At 65.7% G+C, this 23,520-nt stretch carries 20 protein-coding genes; 14 read left to right on the top strand and 6 right to left on the bottom strand.

Annotation, left to right across the window (positions count from 1 at the left end; genetic code table 11):
* Position 1 precedes the first annotated feature (1 nt).
* The 3 genes from AC6HZP_RS12975 (at position 2) to AC6HZP_RS12965 (ending at position 3,362) form a co-directional block, all read left to right on the top strand.
* On the top strand, positions 2 to 1,108 hold the full coding sequence (locus AC6HZP_RS12975; RefSeq protein WP_497523206.1) for a DUF4432 family protein: 1,107 nt from the start codon (positions 2 to 4) through the stop codon (positions 1,106 to 1,108).
* Positions 1,109 to 1,465: 357 nt separating this feature from the next.
* Complete coding sequence (locus AC6HZP_RS12970; RefSeq protein ID WP_497523205.1) at positions 1,466 to 2,215, top strand: hypothetical protein; 750 nt, start codon at positions 1,466 to 1,468, stop codon at positions 2,213 to 2,215.
* 52 nt (positions 2,216 to 2,267) lie between these two features.
* On the top strand, positions 2,268 to 3,362 hold the full coding sequence (locus AC6HZP_RS12965; RefSeq protein ID WP_497523204.1) for a linear amide C-N hydrolase: 1,095 nt from the start codon (positions 2,268 to 2,270) through the stop codon (positions 3,360 to 3,362).
* 153 nt (positions 3,363 to 3,515) lie between these two features.
* On the opposite strand, the gene AC6HZP_RS12960 is transcribed toward AC6HZP_RS12965, so the two are convergent.
* The gene (locus AC6HZP_RS12960) at positions 3,516 to 3,722 is read right to left on the bottom strand and encodes a tautomerase family protein (RefSeq protein WP_201403944.1); all 207 of its coding nucleotides are present in this window, start codon (positions 3,720 to 3,722) and stop codon (positions 3,516 to 3,518) included.
* Between the two features lie 314 nt (positions 3,723 to 4,036).
* Here AC6HZP_RS12960 and AC6HZP_RS12955 point away from each other — a divergent pair, with 314 nt between their 5' ends.
* Positions 4,037 to 5,155 carry a glycosyltransferase family 4 protein gene (locus tag AC6HZP_RS12955; protein ID WP_497523203.1) on the top strand — a complete coding sequence of 373 codons (1,119 nt, stop codon included), beginning with the start codon at positions 4,037 to 4,039 and terminating at the stop codon, positions 5,153 to 5,155.
* Here the strand turns inward: AC6HZP_RS12955 and AC6HZP_RS12950 are convergent.
* The gene (locus AC6HZP_RS12950; protein WP_497523202.1) at positions 5,119 to 6,390 is read right to left on the bottom strand and encodes a glycosyltransferase family 4 protein; all 1,272 of its coding nucleotides are present in this window, start codon (positions 6,388 to 6,390) and stop codon (positions 5,119 to 5,121) included. The two genes, AC6HZP_RS12955 and AC6HZP_RS12950, sit on opposite strands and share 37 nt — an antisense overlap.
* Before the next feature lie 278 nt (positions 6,391 to 6,668).
* On the opposite strand from AC6HZP_RS12950, the gene gmd reads away from it, so the two are divergent.
* Both gmd and AC6HZP_RS12940 read left to right on the top strand, forming a co-directional pair.
* A complete protein-coding gene (gene gmd / locus AC6HZP_RS12945) occupies positions 6,669 to 7,739 on the top strand; it encodes a GDP-mannose 4,6-dehydratase (RefSeq protein ID WP_497523201.1) in 1,071 nt (356 codons plus the stop codon).
* Positions 7,723 to 8,691, top strand: a complete 969-nt coding sequence (locus tag AC6HZP_RS12940; protein WP_497523200.1) for a GDP-L-fucose synthase family protein — start codon at positions 7,723 to 7,725, stop codon at positions 8,689 to 8,691. The genes gmd and AC6HZP_RS12940 overlap by 17 nt, the downstream gene beginning before the upstream one ends.
* A gap of 121 nt (positions 8,692 to 8,812) precedes the next feature.
* On the opposite strand, the gene AC6HZP_RS12935 is transcribed toward AC6HZP_RS12940, so the two are convergent.
* Entirely contained in the window at positions 8,813 to 10,264 is a 1,452-nt protein-coding gene (locus AC6HZP_RS12935; RefSeq protein ID WP_497523199.1) for a lipopolysaccharide biosynthesis protein, read from the bottom strand.
* A 303-nt stretch (positions 10,265 to 10,567) separates the two neighbouring features.
* Between AC6HZP_RS12935 and AC6HZP_RS12930 the strand changes: the two genes are divergently transcribed.
* Together AC6HZP_RS12930 and AC6HZP_RS12925 are read left to right on the top strand one after the other, a co-directional pair.
* Positions 10,568 to 11,632 (top strand): NAD-dependent epimerase/dehydratase family protein, encoded by a 1,065-nt coding sequence (locus AC6HZP_RS12930; RefSeq protein WP_497523198.1) that lies wholly within the window; start codon positions 10,568 to 10,570, stop codon positions 11,630 to 11,632.
* Entirely contained in the window at positions 11,629 to 12,987 is a 1,359-nt protein-coding gene (locus AC6HZP_RS12925; RefSeq protein ID WP_497523197.1) for a DUF4910 domain-containing protein, read from the top strand. The genes AC6HZP_RS12930 and AC6HZP_RS12925 overlap by 4 nt, the downstream gene beginning before the upstream one ends.
* Before the next feature lie 30 nt (positions 12,988 to 13,017).
* Here the strand turns inward: AC6HZP_RS12925 and AC6HZP_RS12920 are convergent, their stop codons facing one another.
* Positions 13,018 to 14,022 (bottom strand): glycosyltransferase, encoded by a 1,005-nt coding sequence (locus AC6HZP_RS12920; protein ID WP_497523196.1) that lies wholly within the window; start codon positions 14,020 to 14,022, stop codon positions 13,018 to 13,020.
* A gap of 255 nt (positions 14,023 to 14,277) precedes the next feature.
* Between AC6HZP_RS12920 and AC6HZP_RS12915 the strand changes: the two genes are divergently transcribed.
* The 6 genes from AC6HZP_RS12915 to AC6HZP_RS12890 all read left to right on the top strand — a co-directional run bounded on the left by AC6HZP_RS12915 (position 14,278) and on the right by AC6HZP_RS12890 (position 20,920).
* Positions 14,278 to 15,576 (top strand): methyltransferase domain-containing protein, encoded by a 1,299-nt coding sequence (locus AC6HZP_RS12915; RefSeq protein WP_497523195.1) that lies wholly within the window; start codon positions 14,278 to 14,280, stop codon positions 15,574 to 15,576.
* The gene (locus AC6HZP_RS12910; RefSeq protein WP_201403934.1) at positions 15,573 to 16,385 is read left to right on the top strand and encodes a glucose-1-phosphate cytidylyltransferase; all 813 of its coding nucleotides are present in this window, start codon (positions 15,573 to 15,575) and stop codon (positions 16,383 to 16,385) included. The genes AC6HZP_RS12915 and AC6HZP_RS12910 overlap by 4 nt, the downstream gene beginning before the upstream one ends.
* The gene (locus AC6HZP_RS12905; RefSeq protein ID WP_497523194.1) at positions 16,382 to 17,035 is read left to right on the top strand and encodes a PIG-L deacetylase family protein; all 654 of its coding nucleotides are present in this window, start codon (positions 16,382 to 16,384) and stop codon (positions 17,033 to 17,035) included. The genes AC6HZP_RS12910 and AC6HZP_RS12905 overlap by 4 nt, the downstream gene beginning before the upstream one ends.
* 135 nt (positions 17,036 to 17,170) lie before the next feature.
* Positions 17,171 to 18,397: a glycosyltransferase family 4 protein gene (locus tag AC6HZP_RS12900; protein WP_497523193.1), complete on the top strand. Its 1,227-nt coding sequence runs from the start codon at positions 17,171 to 17,173 to the stop codon at positions 18,395 to 18,397.
* Between the two features lie 19 nt (positions 18,398 to 18,416).
* Positions 18,417 to 19,685: a hypothetical protein gene (locus tag AC6HZP_RS12895; RefSeq protein ID WP_497523192.1), complete on the top strand. Its 1,269-nt coding sequence runs from the start codon at positions 18,417 to 18,419 to the stop codon at positions 19,683 to 19,685.
* Positions 19,682 to 20,920, top strand: a complete 1,239-nt coding sequence (locus tag AC6HZP_RS12890) for a glycosyltransferase family 4 protein (protein WP_497523191.1) — start codon at positions 19,682 to 19,684, stop codon at positions 20,918 to 20,920. Before AC6HZP_RS12895 ends, AC6HZP_RS12890 begins: the two co-directional genes overlap by 4 nt.
* A gap of 68 nt (positions 20,921 to 20,988) precedes the next feature.
* On the opposite strand, the gene AC6HZP_RS12885 is transcribed toward AC6HZP_RS12890, so the two are convergent.
* A complete protein-coding gene (locus AC6HZP_RS12885; RefSeq protein WP_497523190.1) occupies positions 20,989 to 22,272 on the bottom strand; it encodes a glycosyltransferase family 4 protein in 1,284 nt (427 codons plus the stop codon).
* On the bottom strand, positions 22,269 to 23,507 hold the full coding sequence (locus AC6HZP_RS12880) for a glycosyltransferase (RefSeq protein ID WP_497523189.1): 1,239 nt from the start codon (positions 23,505 to 23,507) through the stop codon (positions 22,269 to 22,271). Before AC6HZP_RS12880 ends, AC6HZP_RS12885 begins: the two co-directional genes overlap by 4 nt.
* Positions 23,508 to 23,520: the final 13 nt, after the last annotated feature.

Genomic DNA, 23,520 nt, shown 5'->3' with positions numbered 1-23,520 from the left:
CATGAAGTCGGATATCGCCACGATTACGCTGCTGCCCGAGCATTTCAGCCGGGCTGAAACGGTGATCGCATCCTTCGCCGGCCTGACGGCCTCGACATTTCGCTACAGCACCGGCGTGGCTGGCCTGCGCATCGACAATGGCGTCGGCGTCATCGAGCTTCTGCCCTTCCAGGGCCAGCAGATCTGGGATGCCACCTTCAACGGTCGCCGCCTGACCATGGGCTCGATGTTCGAGGAGCCGGAGCCGACCCAGTCCTATGTCGGGAACTATGGCGGGTTTCTGCTGCATTGCGGCGCGACGGCAATGGGCAATCCGAGCCCGGCCGACAACCATCCGCCGCATGGCGAGCTGCCGAACGCCCTCTATCACAGCGCCGAACTCCTGATCGGCGAGGACGAGCACGGCCCGTTCATGGGGCTTTCCGGCCGCTACCGGCACACCGTCGCCTTCACGCACAAATATGTCGCCACGCCGACCGTGCGCCTGCATGCCGGCAGCACGAAGATCCATGCCGGGATCGACATCAAGAACCTCAAGGGTTCGCCGATGGTTCTCATGTATCTGGCGCACGTCAATTTCCGCTATGTGCCGGATGCGCGGATCGTTGACACCGTGGCCGACGAGAAGACGGGCTATCGGATCCGTTCCCTGTTGCCGCCGGAAGAGACGCTGTCGGAAGAGTACAAGGTGCTGCGCAAGGCCGCCCTCGCCGATCCCGGCCTGCACAAGCGGCTCGACGGCGCCCAGGCGGTCGAGCCGGAGTTGGTCATGTCGATGGACGTCGCGGCCGATCCCACCGGCTGGTCGCATGCGCTGCAGGTGCTCGACGACGGATCGGCCGATTTCATCAGCTATCGTCCGGACCAGCTCGACCACGCCATTCGCTGGATGGTGCGCAACGCGGACCAGGAGGCCTTCGGCCTCGTGCTTCCCGCGACGGCGGAACCGGACGGCTATCTGGCGGAGAAGGCCAAGGGACATGTCCGGCAATTGGCGCCCGGCGAGACCTTCCGCTGCCAATACGTCTTCGGCGCGCTCGACGCCTCGGAGGCCGCGGCGCTCGAACAGGTCATCGACGCCGCTCGAGAGGCCGGGCGTCGCGTCTGAGCGCCGCCCCCCCGGTTGCCCGCGCCCGGACGGCGCGGGCCTTCGGCGGGCGAAGTTCGACGTCAAATAATAAGTTCAGCATGTAATTTGGCGACGGTACCAATATCGGGCCGCGCGCGTTGACGCGCCATGCGCGGAGCCGGTATCAGTCAGGCGGGGAGCCGGCAGCGGCCGCGCATCTGCTTGCGGATTGCGGCTGGTGTGGGAGTGGCCGGATCCGGCCCACTTCGCTCCCCGAATGGTTCTCGTCGACAGTGAGCGAACACGATGCCGTATGGCTTGATTGCGTCTGATGTCCCAGCCCCTCGCGAGAATGGGCTTCGGGCGCCTGCGAGACTTGCGGGGAGCCTGCTCGGCATGGCGATCGCGCTCGGCTGCGCGGCGCCGGCCTTCGCGGCGGACATCGTCGCGCCGGAAGAGCCGGTCGCGGACGCTGCGCCCGCCGGTTCCGGATGGACCTTCACCGTCGCTCCCTATGTCTGGATGTCGTCGATGTCCGGCGATGTGAAATACGGTCAGAGGCAGGCCCACTTCGACAGCGACTTCTCGAAGCTCCTGAGCAATCTCGATTTCGCCGCGATGGGCACCGTCGAGGCGAAATATGACCGGTTCAGCATCTTTTCCGACCTGCTCTACATGAAGCTTTCGGCCGACGGCAGTTCGCCCAAGGGGCGTCTGGACGTCGCCGTCGGGACCGAGATCCTGCAATGGACGCCCGCGGTTGCCTATTCCGTCGTCCAGACCAGCCGCGGCAATCTCGATGTGCTCGCCGGTGCCCGCCTCTGGTCGATCGAGACGTCGTTTGAAGCGCAGGCCGGCGATCGCGGTCTCGATCGCGAGCACACGGCGACCTGGGTGGACGCGGTCGTCGGCGTGAAGGGACAGTATTCCCTCACCGACTCGGTTTTCCTGAGCGGCTGGGCGATGGCCGGTGGCGGCGCTTCCGATTTCAACTGGGACGTGCTCGGGTCGATCGGTTACAAGTTCAACGATCGCTTCTCGGCCACGGCGGGCTATCGCGCGCAGGGGATCGACTACGAGAAGGGGTCGTTCGTCTACGATCAGGTCCTGCAGGGGCCGGTCATCGGCGGAATCATCAAGTTCTGACGCGCATTCCGCGTCCTATTCGCTTTTCGAGCAGCTATCAGGAGCCTGAATCATGAAGCGTGCGCCGCGTTCCGTCGCCCTTGCGCTGTCAGCCGCCGTGTTGATCCCCTCCATGGCCGATTTCGCCGATGCCTGCACCCGCACGCTCTATGTCGGGGCCGACCAGACCGTCATCACGGGCCGGAACATGGACTGGAAGGAGGATATGGCCTCCAATCTGTGGGCCTTTCCGGCCGGGATCGAGCGGGACGGCGCTTCCGGGCCGAAGTCGATCCGCTGGACCGCCAAGTATGGCAGCGTCATCACCTCGGGATACGAGGCCGGCTCGACCGACGGCATGAACGAGAAGGGTCTCGTCGCCAACATCCTCTATCTGGCGGAATCGCAGTACAGCAAGCCGGTCGACGGACGCCCCTACCTGTCGATCTCGCTCTGGGCGCAATACACGCTCGACAATTTTGCCACCGTCAATGAGGCGGTCGAGCATCTGCGCGCCGAGCCGTTCAACCTGCTCGCGCCGACGCTGCCGAACGGCGCTCCGGCCTCGCTGCACCTCGCGATCTCGGACTCGACGGGCGATTCCGCGATCTTCGAATATGTCGAAGGCAAGCTTCAGATCCATCACGGCAAGGACTTTGCCGTGATGACCAATTCGCCGATCTATTCCGAGCAGCTGGCCCTCAACAGCTACTGGAAGGAAATCGGTGGCCTGAAGTTCCTCCCCGGCACCAACCGCGCCGCCGACCGGTTCGCCCGCGCGTCCTTCCTGCTCGACGCGATCCCGAAGCAGAAGGACCCGAACTACATCGAGGGCGTTCCCGGGCAGTCCTTCCAGTATCAGGCCGTCGCGAGCGTTCTCGGCGTCCAGCGCGCCGTCAGCGTTCCGCTCGGGATCACGACGCCGGATCAGCCGAACATCTCCTCGACGATCTGGCGTTCAATCTCCGACCAGAAGAACCTGATCTACTACTTCGACAGCGCCACCCGCCCGAACACGTTCTGGGTGTCGCTGGCCAAGCTGGACCTGAAGCCGGGCGCTCCGGTCAAGAAGCTCACCATCCAGCACGGCGAAGTCTTCTCCGGCGAGGTTTCCGGCGAGTTCAAGCCGGCCAAGCCGTTCAGCTTCCTGCCGGCCAAGCCGGAGTAAGCCACGGCGGTCCCAGCGACCGCTGCCTGATTGCCTACCCGAGTCCGGGATCCTTTCGTCGTTCGAGTAGCGATGCAAGGATCCCGCGCTTTATCCGGCTCGTGCTTTTCGACGCGAGCCGCGCTCCGTTTCCGAGCGCCTTCGGCGCGTCGATCAGCCCTTTCGTCGGGTTTCGACATTGGTCGGGCCGAGATACCAGTCTCGCGCCAGGACCTCCTCGAACACCACCCAGACATCCTCGTCGCCCAGTCCGGTGGCGTCCCGGATTGCCTCGGTCACCTTGGCGGCGATCGCGGCCTTCTTCCCCTCCGGGTCGCTGGCGATGACTTCCTTGACGAGACGAATGTTGACGAACGGCATGCTGGGTTCCTCCCCCTCGGTTTTTCGGCCACGCGCCACCTAGGCTTTCCTGCCGACGCTCGGCAGCCTCAGTCTGCTATCAATCGCAGGCAGGCACCAGTTGAGCTTGAAACGGCGGAGTTCGCCCGGATGGCGTCCTCCGAAAGGCGTATGGCTGGCAGGATGCCGAGCCCTCGCTAGCCGTCTCTTCCCTCCTATTGCTGAATCGGTCGCGCCGCCTTGGCCGCCCTATCGTGCTCCAGCCGCCGCGACATCTGCCATCCGGCCTCGCGCGTCGGCCTGCCCCTTGTGCGGCGCGATGCGGAGACCGGCTCATGTCGATCGGTGCCCCTCTTCTTGCCTTTGCTTTCCTGCTGGCGGTCGCCATGGTGGCGGCGCTGCGCCGCCTGTCGCCACGGCTTGGCCTGGTCGATCGCCCCTCGGCGCGCAAGGTTCATGTCGGGCTCGTTCCGCTCTGCGGCGGGCTGGCGATGTTCATTGCCTTCGCGTCCATCATCCTGCTGCGATCGCTGCAGGCAGCCGCCCCGCCCGCCGCCGAGTTGCTGGTGTTGACCGTCGCGCTGGCGATGCTGGCGGGTATCGGGCTCGTGGATGATCTCCACAATATCGGCGCCGGCATGCGGCTCGTCGTGCAGGGCCTCGCCGCCGCTGTTCTGTTGGGCGGATGGGGTATGGCCACGGGCGCGACGATGATGCTCGCCCTTCCCCTTGCAGGCGCGCTGCCGGGCTGGATCACGCTTCTCGTCGCGTTTCTCTTCCTCGTTGGCGTGACCAATGCCTTCAACATGATCGACGGGCTGGATGGATTGGCGGGCGGCGTGGCGGCCGTCGCACTGGGCGGAATTGCCCTTGCCGCCATGGCGACGGACCGTCCCGCGATCGCCGAGGGAAGCCTCCTGCTGCTGGCCGTCGTCCTCGGCTTTCTCGTCTTCAACATGCGCAGCCCATGGCGCGCCCGCGCGACCGTGTTCATGGGCGATGCGGGCAGCCTGATGCTCGGCGGCGCCATCGCCGCCTTCATCGTCAGCCTGTCCTCTATCCCCGGGTCTTCCCGTGCGGAGGCCGGGGTACACGCGCTGTTCCCGGCCCTGTTGTGGCTGGTGGCGCTGCCGGTGATCGATACGCTGAGCTTGATGGTTCGCCGCTCGATCGCCGGGCGTAGCCCGATGGCGGCGGACCGCGCTCATTTGCACCATCTTCTGGTCGATCACGGCCTCTCGCCCGCGCGCGCGACGGCCACCCTCGTTGCGGTCTCCGCGCTGCTCGCGACCGTTGGGCTGGCGGGCATTCTCCTGGATTGGCCGGCCTATTGGATGCTCGGGGGCTTGGCCCTGCCCGCCCTGGCGCACAGCGCCTTCGTCCGCTTTGGCCATCGAGGCGGCTTGGCCGCCGTCGATCATTCGCTGGCGGCGTCACCCGAAGCTGCCGAGTAGACCGCCTCCGCGGATGGACGCCGTCCCGCCTGCACGCCGCGAAGCAGCGCAGTCCATTCCGCAACGCCCCGCTCCCTGCCATGCGTCGTTTCGAACGCGAGGCGCGCCCTCGCGCCGCGTACTCGACACAGGGCCGGGTCGTCGCGCAGGGCGCTAATCCGGCTGGCCAGCATCTCCCCCCCGCCGATCGGCACCGTCTCGCCGCAGTCGTGCCGCCGAAGGGCGGAGGCGACTTCGCCATCGCTGGCGCCGATGAAGATCGCTGGACGTCCCGCAGCCAGGATGCCGTAAAGCTTGCTCGGTACGACATAGGGCTCGAGCTTCGGCAGCAGCGAGATCAGGTGGACGTCGGCTATGCCGAGGCTTTCCGACAGACGATCCCGTGGCTGCAGCGGCTTCAGCTCGATGTTGCCGAGCCGTCGCCTTGCGATTTCAGCCTCGATGCTTTTGCGGGCAAATCCGCCGCCGATCAGCAGGAAGCGAATGCCTGGATCGTCCTGGAGGTGCTCGGCTGCGTCGAGCAGGGTCGTGAACTCGTGCGCGCGTCCGAAATTGCCGGAATAACCGACGACGAACGCCTCGCCGAGGCTCCATTCGCGCCGCAGCCGGTTCTGGCCCGCCTCGATCGGAACGATCTCCTCCTCCGACCAATAGGGAATGACGGCGGTTGTGTCCGGCGCGACGTCGCGGGCCCGCAGCGCGCGCGCCATGGCCGCGGTTGGCACCACGTTGCAGTGGGCCCGGCGCAGGGACCCGTCACGCAGCGCGAGCGTCAGCTTGGCGAGCGGGCCGCCCTTGCCGACAACGCCAAGCTCGATTGCGACCTCGGGAAAAATGTCATGCAGCCACGTGACCAGCCGGGCGCCCCGCCCGGCCAGGACGGCCGCGAGGGTGACCGACAGCAGCGGCGGATCCGTGCAGGCGATGACGATGTCATCGCGGCGGATATGGCGAAGGCACCAGGACGCGACGGCCGCGTGGAAGCTCAGATAGTCGGACGCGCGACCGGCGAGCCCGCTCCTGCCGAAATGGGTCGCCGCCAGCCGGTGCACGTGGACCGCTTCGATGGAGGATAACCGTGGCAATGCGGCGTCGGGGTCGTCGTGGCGGAACCGGCTGGCCAGCACATGCACCTCGATACCCTGTGCCGCGAGGCCGAAGGCCAGGCTCGAGACCATGCGGCTGGTCGCCGATTCATCCGGATGGAAATAGCGGTTCACCAGCACGATGCGCATCGACGTGACCTCTGCCGTGAATGATCAGGGGCAGACTTTCACCGCCTCGAGCAGCCGGACAAGGCCTGCAATCGCACAAGCCGTGGCTCCGCCGGCGGGGGACGCTCCTCCCTTCGAGGTAGGCGGAAACGGGGCACGGACGCGCATACCTCTTTTGTCGACACCCGCGAGAGGTCATCGCGCGCAAGTGCGTTGGGGAGCCTACTCCGATCAGACAGGAGGGCGCGTCGGTAACGCCTTCGTATACTTCCGGTTCTCGGGAACACGGAGCGAGCATCATGCCTGGCAAGAGAGCCTTGATCGTCGGCGTGACCGGACAGGATGGCGCGTATCTGGCCGAGCTGCTGCTCGGCAAAGGCTATGAGGTGCACGGCATCAAGCGGCGCTCATCATCCTTCAACACGCAGCGCGTCGATCATCTCTACCAGGATCCGCATGGCGAGAACGTCCGCTTTCACCTCCACTATGGCGAGCTGACGGACGCGACCAATCTTTGCCGGATCATTCACGAGGTCGAACCGGACGAGATGTACAATCTCGGGGCCCAGAGTCATGTCCAGGTCAGCTTCGAGACGCCGGAATATACCGCGAACGCCGATGCGCTCGGGACGCTACGGTTGCTCGAGGCGCTCCGCATCGCCGGCCTCTCGGAGAAGTGCCGCTTTTACCAGGCTTCGACGTCCGAACTCTTCGGCGGCAGCCGGATCGCGCCGCAATGCGAGACGACGCCGTTCTCGCCGCGCAGCCCCTACGCCGCCGCCAAGCTCTACGCCTACTGGATCACGGTCAACTACCGCGAGGCTTATGGCATTCACGCCTCGAACGGCATTCTCTTCAACCACGAGAGCCCGCTGCGCGGCGAAACCTTCGTGACGCGCAAGATCACGCGCGGCGTCGCCGCCATCGAGCTGGGCCTGCAGCAGACGATCCATCTCGGCAATCTCGATGCACGCCGGGATTGGGGCCATGCCCGCGACTATGTGGAAGGCATGTGGCGCATCGTGCAGCACCGCCAGCCCGATGATTTCGTGCTGGCGACGGGCGAAACGCACACGGTGCGCGAGTTCGTCGAGCGTGCCTTTGGCGAGGTCGGCCGGGCGATCGAATGGTCCGGTCGCGGGGCGACCGAAAAGGGGCATGACGCCCGCAGCGGCGCGACGCTGATCGAGATCGACCCGCGCTACTTCCGCCCGACCGAAGTCGATCTCCTGCTCGGCGATCCGGGCAAGGCGCGGGACCAACTCGGCTGGAGCCACACGGTGTCTTTCCCGGAGCTGGTTGCCGACATGGTTCGGGCGGATCTCAGCAGCGTGCTTCGGGAGGCCGGCCGCAATGACCGCAGCGCATGATATCCTCGACACCTTCCCCCTGGCAGGCAAGCGCATCTGGGTCGCCGGGCATCGAGGCATGGTGGGTTCCGCCATCGTGCGGCGGCTCCGCCGCGAGCCGTGCGAAATCCTCACGGTGACGAGCGACGAGCTGGACCTGCGACGGCAGTCGGCGACGGAAGCCTGGATCAATGCCAGCGAGCCCGACGCCATCGTCATCGCGGCGGCGCGGGTCGGCGGGATCGCCGCCAATTCGGCGCATCCGGGACCGTTTCTCTATGACAATCTGGCGATTGCCGCGAACATCATCGAAGGCGCGCGCCGGGCCGGTGTGACGAAGCTGCTGTTCCTCGGCTCGAGCTGCATGTATCCGCGTGACGCGCAGCAGCCGATCCGCGAGGCGGATCTCCTCACCGGGGCGCTGGAACCCACCAACGAACCCTATGCGATCGCCAAGATCGCGGGCCTGAAGCTCGCCGAGAGCTATCATCGCGAATATGGCTGCCGGTTCATCGCCGCCGTGCCGCCCAATCTGTACGGGCCGAACGACAATTACGATCCCGAGAATTCTCACGTCCTGGCGGCGCTGATCCGCCGGATTCACCTCGCCAAGTTCGACAATTTGCCGAGCGTCGCCATCTGGGGATCCGGCCGGCCGTCGCGCGAATTCCTGCATGTCAGCGATCTGGCGGATGCCTGCGTGCTGCTCCTGAAGCGGTATGAGGCCAGGCAGTTCATCAATGTCGGGTCGGGCAAGGAAATCTCGATCCGGGCCCTCGCCGAAATGATCGCCGATATTGTCGGCTATCGGGGTGTCATCACCACCAACCCTAGCCGCCCGGACGGCATGCCGCGCAAGGTCATGGATATCGGCCGAATGCGCGACTTGGGCTGGCAGCCCTCCATCCCGCTCCGGGATGGCATCGAGGCGACGTATGAGGCGTGGCTCGCCGAATGCGCCGCCGTGGCGTGAGCGCTCTCGCCATTCCGGATCTTTCGTCCCTGCCCGTCCGAATGGCCGAGCTGCTGGCCAAGGGCGCAAGCGGCGACGACGAGGCCATGGCTCTTGGCCCTCGCGCGGACGCTCTCCGCCGTCAGGTCGTGGCGCGGCGCATTCCCCTGAACAGATCGGCATAGAAGCGGGCCTGCCCAAACACGCCGAGGATCATCACGGCGTAGATGAGCAGCATGACGCTCGCGCCGAGCAGGACCTGTGCGAGCGGAGGGAGCCCCACGCCTTCTGTCCGGTCGAACAGGCATGCCGCGCCGCCGGCGATCAGGCCGGCCAGGAAGGATCGGCTGATGGCCGGCAGGATGTCGCGCGGGGAGATCGGGCCGCCATGCGTGCTCCACACGATGTGCGGCACGAACCAGAGCACCATTGCGATTGAATAGGCCGTCGCCACGCCTCGCGGCCCGAAGGGCAGGCCGATACTGCACGCGACCACCACGACGATCGCCACCACGAAGGTGATCCGCAGGTTGCGATCCTGCCGGCCGATCGCCAGCAGCAACCAGCCGAACGGGTTGATCAGGCTGAAGACCAGGACCGTCGGTGTCAGCAGGCGGAAGATGATGGCGGCTTCCATCCATCTGGGACCGAACAGGACGAGGAAGATCGGCTCGGCGAACAGGCACAGGAACAGGGTCAGCGGCACCGACATCGAGGCGAGCAGCGCGTAGCCTTTGAGAAAATAGGCCCGCAGCCGCGCTGGCTCGTCCTGGAGCCGCGCCAGCGCCGAGAAGGCGACGCCGCCGACGGCGTTGCTGAGATTGTCGATCGGCACCGAGATCAGCTGATAGGCGCGTCCGTAATTGCCGAGCGCCTCGGCGCCCCAGAAGCGCCCGACCAGCACCTTCTCGAGATTGAAGCCGATATAGGCCACGATTGTGTTGAAGGTGACGGTGCCGCCGACCCGGAGCATCGGCACGACTTCCGCGAAGCTGAAGCGCCGGCTCGGCAGCCAGCGCGTCGCGACCCACGTACCCGTGGTGGTGCCGAGCTGCGTGAAGAAGGTCGCCCCGACCAGCGCCCAGTAGCGGTAGCCGGCCAGGGCGATGGCGACACCGCAGGCTAGGCCGAGGAGCTGCCCGGAAAACTCCACTATGGCGAGCGCCCCGTAGCGCATCTCGCGTTGCAGGATGGCCAGGTGCTGCACGCTGGCGGCGCCCAGGATGAAGCCCGGCGCGAGCAGGATTGTCAGCCAGAAGAGCCTTGGTTCGTTATAGAAGGCGACCAGGACCGGGGCGAGCAGGCAACACAGCGCGGCGAACAGGGTGCCGATCAGCATGTTGACCCAGAACAGCGTCGACATCTGAACGACGGAGATCGTCCGCGCCTGTACAGCTGCGGTCGACAGTCCCGCGGAAGCAAACATCGCCATCATGCCGGTGATCGCCGTCGCCATTGCGACCAGGCCGAACTCGCTCGGATCGAGCAGTCGCGCGAGCACCACCATGAAGGCCAATCGCATCAGGACGCTCACACCCTGTCCGAGCAGCTTGGCCATGCCGCTGCGGATCGTCCTGTGCCGCAGATCATCCATGTCGCTGGTTGTCCATGACGCTTGTGCTCCTCGATCGCAGGGCGAAGCCGATCGCGGGGATTGTAGTGGCAAGCTCTCGTTCCTCAGGCTCCGCCCTCCGGCGAACGCCCTACGCCTTGCGGTCAGTCGAGGCCTGATCTCGGCGTAGGGAGGCGTTTGGATACCGACCGAAGGAGTAGAGCCCTCCCCCAACGGCCAGGCAGTGCCAGAGACGGGCCCGACCTAGGCTGAACCGAGCTTCCCTGCCCCGGAAAATCCTCTCGCGGATACGGGAACCGGGGCCTGGATCAGGAGGGAATGGGCATGAAAGTGCTTGTCACGGGCCATCGGGGCTATATCGGCACGGTCATGGTGCCGATGCTGCTGGCGGCCGGTCACTCGGTCAGCGGCTGCGACGCCGATCTCTACGCGGAATGCAGCTACGCACCCGGCGGCACGATCGCGGCCATACCGGAGCTTCGCAAGGATGTGCGCGATGTCACAGTCGGCGAGCTTCGGGGTTTCGACGCCGTGATCCATCTGGCGGCGCTGTCCAATGATCCGCTCAGCGACTTGAGCCCCGAGTTGACCTTCGAGATCAACCACCGGGCCAGCGTGCGCCTCGCGACATTGGCCAAGGAGGCCGGCGTTCGTCGCTTCCTGTTCGCCTCTTCCTGCAGCAATTATGGCAAGGCAGGCGACGAACTGGTCGACGAGACGGCGCCGCTCCAGCCGGTCACCGCCTATGGCAGGTCGAAAGTGCTGGCTGAGCAGGACATCGGCCGGCTCGCCGATCGCCGCTTCTGCCCGGTCTATTTCCGCCCGGCGACGGCCTACGGCCTGTCGCCGCGCCTGCGCTTCGACATCGTGCTCAACAATCTCGTCGCCTGGGCCGTGACGGGCGGCGTCATTCACCTGAAGTCTGACGGCACCCCGTGGCGCCCCGTCGTGCATATCGAGGACATCGCCGCGGCCTTCCTGGCGGGCCTGACAGCGCGCGAGGAAGACGTTCGCAACCAGGCATTCAATGTCGGCCGGACCGACCAAAACTACCGCATCCGGGATCTGGCCACGATCGTCGCCGAGATCGTCCCCGGTTGCCGGCTCGAGATGGCAGCCGACGCGGGCCCCGACACGCGGTCCTATCGGGTGTCGTTTGAGAAGATCCGGCAACTGCTACCGGATTTTGCGCCGCAGTGGGATGCGCGGCGCGGTGCGGAGCAACTCTGCTCTGCCTATCGGTCGTCGGCGCAGGCTCTGCTGGGCTTCGAAGGCCCCCGTTATCAGCGGATCGGCCATATCCGCAAGCTGATGGCGAGCGGGGTGCTCGGGGCCGATCTGCGTCATCGCGTGCCGGCGACGCAAGGCGATGTCCTGGCCGTGACATGACCTCTCGTTTGGAGGGCCTATCGCCTCCCGCAGCCCTTCTGGGCGCGGTGAACGCGGAAGCGATCGGTGCCGAGATTTATAGCCTGGTCGCCGAGCTGTTCCCCATTTGCCGGAGCGTCGCCGGGGATGGCGTGCGCGAAACGTTGCGGCGGATGCAGCGAACAATTCCGCTCACCATCCATGAAGTTCCGACGGGAACGCAGGTCTTTGACTGGACGATCCCTCGGGAATGGAACATGCGCGAGGCCTATATCCGGAACGAGGCCGGCGAGCGGGTCGTCGACTTTCGAAACAATAACCTGCACGTCATGAATTACAGCGTGGCCGTGCGAGCCACTCTGGAGCTTGCCGAGCTGCGGAAGCATATCTTCACGCTCCCCGAACAGCCGGACCTGATCCCCTATCGAAAGTCCTACTACGAGCCGGCCTGGGGCTTCTGCATGACGCATCGCGCGATGCTGGCCCTGCCGGAGGGCCGCTATGAAGTGGTCATCGACGCCAGCCACGACGACGGCAGCCTGAGCTATGGCGAATATCGGCATCGCGGGGCGCTGGAGGATGAGGTGCTGCTGTCCGCGCATATCTGCCATCCCTCGCTTGCCAACGACAATTGCTCGGGCCTGGCGCTGCTCGCCATGCTGGGAAAGCGGATCGCCAGCCTGAAGACGCGCTACAGCTATCACTTCGTCTTCGCTCCGACGACCATCGGCGCCATAGCCTGGCTCGCCCGCAATCAGCATCAGACAAGCCGCGTGAAGCATGGCCTGGTCGTGACCTGCGTCGGCGACGGTGGCGGGCCCACCTACAAGAAGAGCCGTCGCGAAAACGCGTTCATCGATCGTGTCGCCGCCCATGTGTTGCGCCACGCGGCCCGATCACCGGTTGTGCTCGACTTCAGCCCGATCGGCTATGACGAGCGACAGTATGGCTCGCCCGGATTCGATCTGCCAGTCGGCGTGTTCCAGCGCAGCCTGTTCGGGACCTTTTCCGAATATCACACCTCGGCCGACAATCTCGATTTCGTCCGGCCCGAGCACCTCGCTTCATCTTATCGGATGATTGGCGACATAGTCGACGTCCTGGAGCAGGACTTCCGGCCGCGAAGCACCTGCATGCATGGCGAGCCGCAATTGGGGCTGCATGGACTCTTCGAGCGTGAATCCCCTGGTGGTGCCGGCGCGGCGAGCAACCTGGCGATGCTCTGGGTTCTGAGCGGCGCCGACGGCCGGACCTCGCTATTCGAAATCGCCGAGCGCGCCGGTTTGCCATTCGCGACTCTGTTGAGTGCCGCCCGCCGCCTGCAGGCCCATGGGCTTCTGGAAGCTGACGGCGTGACACCGATTGCTAGCGCCTGAACGGCCTTTCCCTCACCTGCGTCGGCGAGATCAGCTCCAGCTCGCGGGTAGCATTCGACGAACGGTCGCCGTCATGGATGCCGCGCCGGGGCGAGGCTCGCTCCGGATCAGATAGTCGAGCGGTGGCAGAAGAGTCGATGACCAGGATCGGCTCGCCACATAGCGAAACAGGCCGGCTGCATTGCGGATTTCGCCCCGGCAGAGATGGCTCAAGCCGGACCAATAGGCACGACCGACCAACCCGCGCGCCGCCAGCCGCGCAAGGCGCGCGGCTTCGGGATGGGACGCCCCTTCGTGCGTAAAAAACCATGTGAACGCCGCCTCGTAGGCAAGAATCTGCAGGCTTCGGTTGCGGCGGACAATGGCCGATCGTTCGAGCTCATGCGCCCGCATGAAGAGCTGCGGAGTCCGCGTCCGGGCGATCAACCCTCCCTGCAGGGTGAGGCGCATCATCAATTCGAAGTCGTCGGATTGGTCCAGCGCCGCGCAATAGTGTCCCGCCCGCTTCTGGGCCGAGGTTCGTACCACGGCGGAGCAACTGCGGACCGAATAGAGCCCCGTGCGGCAAAACTGTTCGAGCAGGCTCTGCGCCGGCATGATCTGCCAATCGACGGGCCCCGCCGTCATCGGCCGCTGCTTCGCGGGCTTCGTTGCTGCGAGTTCTCCAAACGCCAGCGTCGCATCGGGATTCTGTTCCAGCACCGACAGGGCTCTCGGCAGGGATCCCGGGGTCAGCAGATCGTCCGCGCAGAGGATCATGAAATAGTCGGAGGACGCCCAGTCGATGGCCTCGTTGAACGACGCCTGGTGGCCGAGATTGGTCGCGTGCTGCACGAATGTGACCCGGCGATCTCTAGAGGCCAGCTGGCGCGCGATCGCCGCGCTGTTGTCGTCCGAGGCATTGTCGAGGATGAGGACGCGCAGCGCAGCGACATCCTGCGTCAGCACGCTCTCGACGCACTCGCGGAGATACCGACCGTAGTTGTAGTTGGGTATGGCGACGTCGATGCTGACCATGGCTTCCTGCTCAGGCATGGAAGAAATCCAGATCATCGCACTCTGGACGGCCCGGCTTCCGGGCAGCAAGCCGGCCGAAAGCCGTAGATGCCGGCGCCTCTGGACGGAGCTTGATCTGTCCCTATCCGAAAGGCGTAGCGAGCAGCCTCTGGCCCCTCCTCAGAACGTCTGAGGCGACCTTCTCCCGGTTCTTGATATGTTCCTGAATACAACCTGCAGGCGAGTTCTTCGTAATTCAGCCTGTACCGAGGTGACTGGGGATGGAGGGGTTCGATGACAAAGTCTTTCGGATCGACGCCCGGGGGGCGCGACGTTCTGGGGACGTGCCGTCTTTGTGGCGCCGACCTGCATCACGTCTTCGTCGATCTCGGCATGTCGCCGCTCTGCGAGAGCTTCGTTGCGGCGGACAGGATCGACGAAGGCGAGGTCACATACCCGCTTCGGGTGCTCGCCTGCGAATTCTGCTTCCTGGTTCAGCTCAAGGCCTATGTCAGGCCGGACGCGATCTTCGACGACTATGCCTACCATTCGTCCTATTCGTCGAGCTGGGTTGCGCATGCGAAGGCCTATTGCGAGGCCATCACGCAGCGACTGCAACTGAACGCGCGAAGCTCCGTCGTCGAGATTGCCAGCAATGATGGCTATCTGCTGCAGCATTTCGGCCCTCTCGGCGTTCCGGCGCGGGGTATCGAACCCGCCGCCAATGTCGCCGCGATCGCGATCGAAAAGGGCATCGAGACGCGGATCGATTTCTTCGGCGCGGATCTGGCGGAGGAAATGGCGGCGGAAGGCCAGCAGGCGGATCTGATCATCGGCAACAACGTGCTGGCGCAGGTACCGGACCTCAATGATTTCGTCGAAGGCATGCGGATCCTGCTGAAGCCCGAGGGGGTGATAACGCTGGAATTCCCGCATCTCGCGCGCCTCATTGCCGAGACCCAGTTCGACACGATCTACCACGAGCATTTCTCGTACTTTTCCCTGCTGACGATCGAGCAGATCGCGGCCCGGCATCAGCTGAGGCTGATCGATGTCGAGGAACTGACGACGCATGGCGGATCCCTGCGCGTCTATCTGGTCCACGCATCCTCGACGCGCCCGCAACATCCTGCCGTTCCGGCGCTGCTCGCGATTGAGCGGGCGCAGGGGCTGGATCGCGTCGCCACCGATTCCGATTTTGCCGAGCGGGTTGTGGCGACCAAGCGCGGGCTGCTGTCGCTGCTGATCGAGCTGAAGAACCAGGGCAAGACGATCTGCGGCTATGGCGCGCCGGGAAAGGGCAACACCCTTCTAAACTATTGCGGCATCGGCACGGACTTCCTGGAGTTCACGGTGGATCGCAATCCCTTCAAGCACGGTCAGTTCACGCCGGGGATGCGCATACCGATCCTGCCTCCGGAGGCGATCGAAATCGCCAGGCCGGATTATGTCCTCATCCTGCCCTGGAACCTGAAGGGCGAGATCATGACGCAGATGGCTCACATCGCGGCGTGGGGCGGCCGCTTCATCGTGCCGATCCCAGAGCCTCGCATCGTCACACCGAGGATCGAGCGAAAGGGGATGGCATCATGAAGGTCGTTCTGTTCTGCGGCGGGCTCGGGACGCGCATCCGCGAATATCCCGAGAGCATCCCGAAGCCGATGATCCCGATCGGACAGCAACCGATCCTCTGGCACCTGATGAACTATTACAGCCAGTACGGCCATACTGATTTTGTGCTCTGTACCGGCTACAAGGCCAATGTCATCAAGGACTTCTTTCTGAACTATCGACCGCAGGCCTATGCGGATTGCGTCGTCTCGGACTTCGGCGCCAAGGTCGAGATGCTGGGCACGCCGGAGCAGGATTGGCGCGTGGCGCTGATCGATACCGGGATGTGGCGCAATATCGGCGAGCGGCTGCTGGCGGTTCGCGACCACGTCCGCAACGAGGAGATTTTCCTCGCCAACTACAGCGACGGCCTCAGCGACGTGGATCTGACCGAAATGATCGCGCGGTTCCGCGCGAGCGGCAAACTCGCCTGCTTCCTGGCGGTGCGCCCGCAGCTCAGTTTCCATTTTGCCGATATCGCCGGCGACGGGGCGGTCAAAGGGTTCGCCACTTCCGATCGCTCGGATCTCTGGATCAATGGCGGCTTCTTCCTGTTCAGGCCCGGCATCTTCGACTTTGTCCGCGAGGGTGAGGAGCTGGTGCTCGAGCCTTTCGCGAGGCTGATCGAGGCGGGAGAGCTGATGGCCTACAAATATGAGGGCTTCTGGCGCGCCATGGACACGTTGAAGGACCGCCAGGTCCTGGAGGAGATGGTCGAGCAGGGGCGGATGCCATGGCGGCAGGCGGAACGCGCCGGATCGACCACGCCGCTGGCGATCTCCGCCTCATGAGGCTTCTCACCCTCGCCGCGCCAGGCGATCGGCTGTCGATACTGTGCCTCGGCGCCCATTCGGATGACATCGAGATCGGCGCGGGCGGCACGCTGCTGACCCTGATCGCCAAGGGAGTCCGGCTCGACGTTGCGTGGTGCGTGCTGAGCGCCCCCGGCGAGCGGGCGCGCGAGGCGCAACGGTCGGCCGATGCCTTTCTGGCGGGTGCCATGCAGGCCGAGGTTCGCTGTGGCGCCTTCGCGGATGGGCTCTTCCCGGAGCAGGGCGCCGCCATGAAGGCGTGGATGGAGGACTTGAAGCGCCACGTCACGCCGGACGTCATCCTGACCCATCGCCGCGATGATGCCCATCAGGATCACCGCGCCGTCTCGCGACTGACCTGGAACGTGTTCCGCGATCACATGATCCTCGAATACGAAATCCCGAAATGGGATGGCGATCTGGGGCGGCCCAACCTTTATGTGCCGTTCGGCGAGGCGGAGATGGGGCGCAAGGTAGCGTTTCTCATCGAGCACTTCGCCTCGCAGCGCTCGAAAGACTGGTTCGACGAGGAGACCTTTCGCGGCTTGGCGCGGTTGCGCGGCGCGGAATGTCGCTCGGCCGGGCGCTATGCCGAGGCCTTCGTGATGCGCAAGGCGACGATCGGTTAGCCGTCAAAGGTTCCGCCCGGCCCCTCGGCCAAATGGATGAGCCATCTGGTCCAAAGGCCGGATACGACACGGGAACTCCCTGCCCTAGCCTCGCGTGAAAGCCTCTGTCCCACGTCTCGTTACGAGGAACGACGCATGAAATTCGCCTTCTTTGTCTATCCGCATCTGGGCGGCACCTTCACGGTCTTTCGCCATCTGCGCATGGGGCTAGCAGCCTTCGGCATCGACGTTCGCTGGCTCGGAATCGGACCGGCAGCGCATGCGGCAGCGAGGCATCCGGACTGGCAGGCGGAACGGGAGACCGGCGCGGTCTGCGGCCTGCCCGGCGACGACGAGCCGGCACTGGCGCGCGCTTTGTTCGCCGCGATCGAGAATGGCGGCTTCGACGGCGTCTTCGTCAATGTTCACGCCGACTCCGTGCAGACCAACATCGCGCGGCATCTGCCGTCGTCCCTGCTCCGCATCCTGGTGGTGCATAACATCACGCCCGGCACCTATGCCGCCGCGGCAGCCATCCGCGAGCATGTCCACGCAACGGTGTGCGTCTCGCGCCGCATCGAGGCGGATCTGATCGGTCGCTACCGCTTCCGACCCCAGCGCATCGTCACGGTCCCCAACGCGGCCGATTTCCTGCCGGTCCCGGCTCGGGCGCCGCGCGCCGATGGCCAGCCGCTTCGCGTTCTCTCGCTCGGCCGCGTCGAGGATCAGGCGAAGGGCGTTCTATGGCTTCCGGATATCCTGCGGCGTCTGCCGCCTTCCGTCCGGATGACCGTCGCGGGTGACGGCCCGGACCTCGCTCGCCTCCGACAACGATGCGCGTTCCTGGGCGACCGGGTCCGGTTCACCGGCGCCGTCCTGCCCTCCGCCGTTCCGGCCCTGATGGCGGAGCACGACATTCTGCTCGGGCCATCCCGGTTCGAGGGGTTCATGATCACGGCCGTCGAGGCGATGGCGACCGGCTGCGTCCCGGTGATCTCGCGCATTCGCGGCGTGACGGACAGCGTGGTCACCGAGGGCGAAACGGGGCTGCTGTTTCCCGTCGGGGATATCCGCGAGGCGGCATCAGCCATCCAACGGCTCGTCGATCACCCCGCCCTTTGGCGCACCCTGTCGCGCCGGGGCGCCGCCACGGCTCCGGATCGCTTCGGCGTCGCCCGCATGGCGGGCGAATATGCGGCGCTGCTGGATCGAATTTCCGCCGAGCCCCCCCTCGTCGCCCGGCCCTTGTCGATGGACGAATGGCAGCTGCCACCGGGTCTGCGTCCCGGCCTGCGCACGCATCTTCCCGTTCCGATCAAGAACCTGCTGCGCGGCATCCGGGAACGGGTCCGCATCCGCGACCAGACGGCGGAGCCTGCCTGATGAGCCGAGGAGGCACATAATGGCGATGGCTCTGATCTGGATCCTGGTCCTCACCTCCGCCGGGGTGATCGTCGTGAGCCTTCGCCGGCCCGAGGGCGCGTATCAATATCCGTTCCTGGCGGCGGCGACCTTTCTCGGCTTCATCGCGCCGCAGCTGCCCGCGTTCGCCGAGGATCCGTTCTTTGCCGAGGGGGCCGTGGCGCGAACGGCGGCCTTCGCCACTCTCTGCCTGCTCGGCTGCGTTCTCGGCTGGCACCTGCCGCGCCCCTCGGTCGCGGCAAGGCGTCCCTGGTGCTTCGACGAGCACAAGCTACTCGCCGTCGCGGCGGGACTGTCGTTGATCGGCGCGTATTTCTATATGAAGATCAATAACTTGCCTTATGATATCAAGTTCTCGATCTATACGGGCCTGCCGGTCGTCTACATCTTCTTCGCGCGATTCATGCCCTACGGCTTCGCGATCGCGCTGATCTGCTTCGCCCGTCGGCCCAGCTTGCCGGGGCTCGCCGTTGTGGCGTTCGACCTCGTGGTCTATGCCGACCGCATTCTCGTCCACGGCCGGCGGAGCGAGGCGGCCGATTTCGTCTTTCTGATCGCCCTCGCCCTCTGGTTCCAGCGCCGGCTCGCGGCGCCTCGCCTGCTCTCCATTCTATTCGTGCTCGGCGCGGCCCTTGCCTTGACCAGCACCGGCGACTATCGCTCGGTCACGACCGCGCGCGATCCCTCGCCCTGGTCGGCGCTGCTCAAGATCGATGTCGCCGCCAATTTCGAGCATCTGCTCGCCTATGGCGGCGAGGAAGTCCGTAACGCCATCAACCGGATGGAGACCGTCCGCACGACGGAGGCGTACGATTTCGGCCTCAGCCACTGGAACGCGACCGCGTTCAACTATGTGCCGGCGCAGCTCCTTGGAACGCATTTCAAGGAGAGCCTGATGGTTTCGCTCGATGGCCAGATCGCGCGGGACTACGCGCCGCATCCCGGCACGACGGAGACCGGGCTGACCGACGCGTTCGCGTCGTTTTCCTATCTGGGCGCGTTGAAGTTCGTCCTGCTTGGATATCTGATGCGGCGCCTCTATGACGCCGCCATGCGCGGCAGCACGGCCTGCCAGATCGTCTATGCCCTGTCGCTGTCGCCGTCGATGCACGCCATCACGCATCACACCCAATGGCCCTATTCCAACTGGATCCATATCGGGCTGTTCCTCCTGCCAGCGCTTCTTCTCGCCCGGACACGGACCGATGAGGTTCGGCCCGCGGCAGCGACGGTTCCCTTCTCGTCATGAACGCGCCTGCCGACCTCCGCCAGCAGCCCGCTTCGGTTCGTGTCGCCGTCGTCTTCCAGCGCTTCGGCCCCTATCACGTCAGCCGGCTCGATGCGGCGGCGCGATACATGAACCTGACCGGCATCGAGCTCAGCGGGACGGACCGCACCTATGCCTGGGCGAGCACCGAAGGGTTGGGCGGCTTTCCGCGATTGGTGGTGTCGGCCGATATCGATGCGGAGCCGGTTCGGACCATGTATGGCAAGGTCTCGGCCGCCTTGGCCTCGGCCCAACCGGATGTCGTCGCGATTGCCGGATGGTCGCATCCCGCCGCGCTGGCCACTCTCCTCTGGTGCTCGCGCCATGGCAAGCGGGCGATCGTCATGTCGGACAGCGCCGAACAGGATAGCATCCGACGCCCCTGGCGCGAGGCCATCAAGCGCCAGATCGTTTCGCTCTATGGCGCGGCGCTCGTCGGCGGCGAGGCACATCGGCGGTATCTGGTCGCCCTCGGCCTGCGCGAGGATGCGATCTTTGACGGCCTCGACGTCGTCGATAACGCACATTTCGCGGAAGGGGCGTCGCGGGTCCGCGCCACGGCTCCCGAGAGCCGGAAGCAACTTGGCCTGCCCGCTCGCTACTTCCTGGTTTCCAGCCGGATGATCGCGAAGAAGAACCTCTTTATGATCCTCGAGGCCTATCGCGACTATCGCGACATGGCCGGCGGCCTCCCCTGGGATCTCGTCATGCTCGGCGATGGCAGGCTGTTGCCGGATCTCTGGGCCACGGCGGCAGAGCTGGGATTGTCTGCCCATGTGCATTTTCCCGGCTTTCGGCAATATGCCGATTTGCCGGCCTATTACGGCCTCGCCGGCGCTTTCATCCTGGCGAGCCGCACCGAGCAATGGGGCCTGGTGGTGAACGAAGCCATGGCGGCGGGACTGCCGGTTCTGGTTTCGGCGCGCTGCGGCTGCTGCGACGAACTCGTGCGCCATGGGATAAACGGTTACCGGTTCGATCCCGGCGATCCCGGGGAGTTGGCGCGGCATATGTGGCGGGTCGCCGCCGATCCCGCATTGGCTCGAGCGATGGCGCAGGCCGGGCAGTCGGTGATCGCCGAGTGGTCGCCGGAACGGTTCGCCAACAACCTCCGACGGGCGGTGGATCACGCCGTGGCAGCGCCGCCTCGGACAGGCGCGCTGGCGCGGGCAGTCGTCGGCGCGATGATGTTCCGGCGCGAGCGAGCGGACGATTGAGCTTCAGGAAATGACCGATGTGACGGACGCGGCGCGCAGGCTCGCTCGCATGCCGGATCTACGGGACTCTATCCGGTGAGGCGCAGCAGGAGCGTGCGCCAGGCCTCGCCATAGCGTTCGATCGTCATGGTCTCGACGCGTTGGCGCGCGGCTTGTCCCATCCGCAGGCGGAGATCGGGATTCTGGATCAGCCGCTCGATGGAGACCTTCATGGCGTCTACGTCCTCGCAGGCATGGATGTAGCCTTCCAAGCCGTCTCGGACCGGCGTTCCGCTGTTGGGCGTGGTGACAACAGGAAGTCCCGTCGCCATCGCCTCCATCACCGCCCCCGCGGAGCCTTCGCAGGCCGAGGGGAACAGGAAGATGTCGAACGATTCCAGCCACGACCGCACCCCGTCGGCCGGCACGCCGCCGGCGAGCTGAACCTTCCCCCGATATGGCGCCAGCCTTTCGGGAAGCAGCGAGACGGGGCCGACCATGGTGAAGCGCGCGATTTTCGGATCGAAGCTTCCGGCGATTTCGAGAAAGGCCGGCGCTCCTTTGCGAAGCGACACGCCGCCGACAAAGCCGATCAGGACCGGGCCGCGTCTGCCGCCCCGGTCCTGGAAGGAAAACGTGGCGAGGTCGATCGGATAGGGAAGGACCGAGACCCTTTCGCTCCCGACGCCTGCCTTGAGCAGCCCCTCGCGAACATAGTCGGAGGCGCATGTGACATGGTCGGCCAGATCCCAGGTCCGCCGCTCGATATCCCGCATGATGGCGGCGCCTGCCGATGTGGCGGGCGCTTCCCAATCGGGCCAGAGCTCTGCCTGACGCGCCTCCTGCCGGATCTGTTCGTCGATGGGCGCGATGATCTGGTCGGCGACGACGGTAAGCCCTTGTCGCCGCGCCACCTCGCAGAGCAGCGGATCGAGGTTGCGGACGAAGCCGACAAGAGCGTCGGCGCCGTCCCAGCCGGCATCCAGTACCTGCCGCGTCATGGCTCGCGCGCGGCGGACATAGATTTCCTCCGGCAAGGTGGCCCTGCTTTCGAGCAGGCGTTCCAGCAAGGTCTGCCAGCCTGAGGTGACGATCCGGCTTCCCTCGAGACCGGCGCAGCGACGGCCCGCCAGCCGGCGTCCCGTGCCGGCCGAGATTGACGCCATCGCGAGGCCGAACAGCGCCTGTAGCGAGTTCGGCTGGATGAACCAGTCTGTATGCATGGTGCCGAGAATGCCTGCCGAACGCAGCGCCAACGGCAGCGCATAGCGGAGGCGCGCGCCGTCCTGAATGACGGCGACGTTCAGGGCGGGCCGCTTTGCCGCGACCCTGCCTGTGCGGACGGATCGGCTGTCTGCTGTGTCAACGGTCATGCGAGGTCGACCGTCGCAGGGCGTTCGGCGAGGCCGAGGAGCCATCGATACACGCTTTCCATGTCGCCGGCCGCCTTGGACCAGGCGTAGCGTTCCTGCACGAGGGTGGCGCCGAGCATTCCGACTTCCAGCCGGCGCGCCATCGGCATGGCGAACAACTCGCGCAATCCCGTTGCGATGCTGTCCGGCTCCGGCAGGATGCGGATCGCCCCTGCCCTCGCAAAGCCGTCGGGCAGGTTGCATTGCGGCGTCATCAGCACCGGCAGGCGGGCCGCCCAGGCCTCGAGCACGGCGATGGGCAGCCCTTCGCTGAGCGACGGCAGCACGAAGGCGTCGGCGGCGGCGAGGCTGCGCGCTTTTTCTTCGCCGAACTGCGGCCCGACGAAATGAACGACGCCCTCAAGGCCCAGTGTTGCCGCCATGCGCTCCAATCGGGCGCGATAGTCGGGATCGCCCCAGCCGGCGATGACCAGATGCCAGGCCTTGGACGCGGCGGCATCGCGCGCGATCGCTAAGGCGTGCAGGAGGTTCGGGATGCCCTTTTGCGGCGCCAGCCGTCCGAGGAAGAGAAGGATCGAGGCGCGGCCCGGCACGCGGCTACGCCAGAGCGGCGCGACGTTTGCCGTCGCGATGGGTGCGTGAACGCCGTTCGGCACGACGCAGACCGGGTTGGTCAGTCCTACAGCGCGGATCGAAGTCAGCTCGGCCTCGCAGAGCGCATGCAGGCAGGACGCGCCGCGCAGATGGCGCATCTCGTAGGCAAAACCAGCAAGCCGCTTCTTCCAGCGCCGATGTGCCAGCGCCCAGCGGTCCAGCTGGCCGTGCGGCGTGACGATATAGGGCGCCTTCCGGGCCGCGGCCCATCGCGGGGCGGCGACGGAGGGATACATCCAGAGCCCGTGCACATGCAGCAGATCGGCGCCGCTCGCGCGAAGCGCCCGGTCGAGGGCGGGCGAATAGCCGAAGGATGGGAAGCCGTGCGTCGGAAACGCCTGCGCCGGCACGCCGCCGCGTTCGAGGTCCTGCGCGGCGGAGACGGGGTGTTCGAGGCCGAAAACGTCGACTTCGATGCCCGGCCTTGACCGCAGCGCGGGCGCCAGGCCCGCGACCGCCTCAAAGATGCCGCCAGAGGCCCGCGAAAGCCGTCCCATGACCATGGCGACGTGGATCGGGGCATCGGGCCTCACGGTCTGCGGGTGCGGCGTCGCACGGGATAGTTGATCCAGATCGGTCATGCTGCCCTCCCCG

The sequence above is a fragment of the Kaistia sp. SLG-1 genome (assembly GCF_059699055.1).
This window is presented reverse-complemented; position numbering and strand designations above follow the sequence as displayed.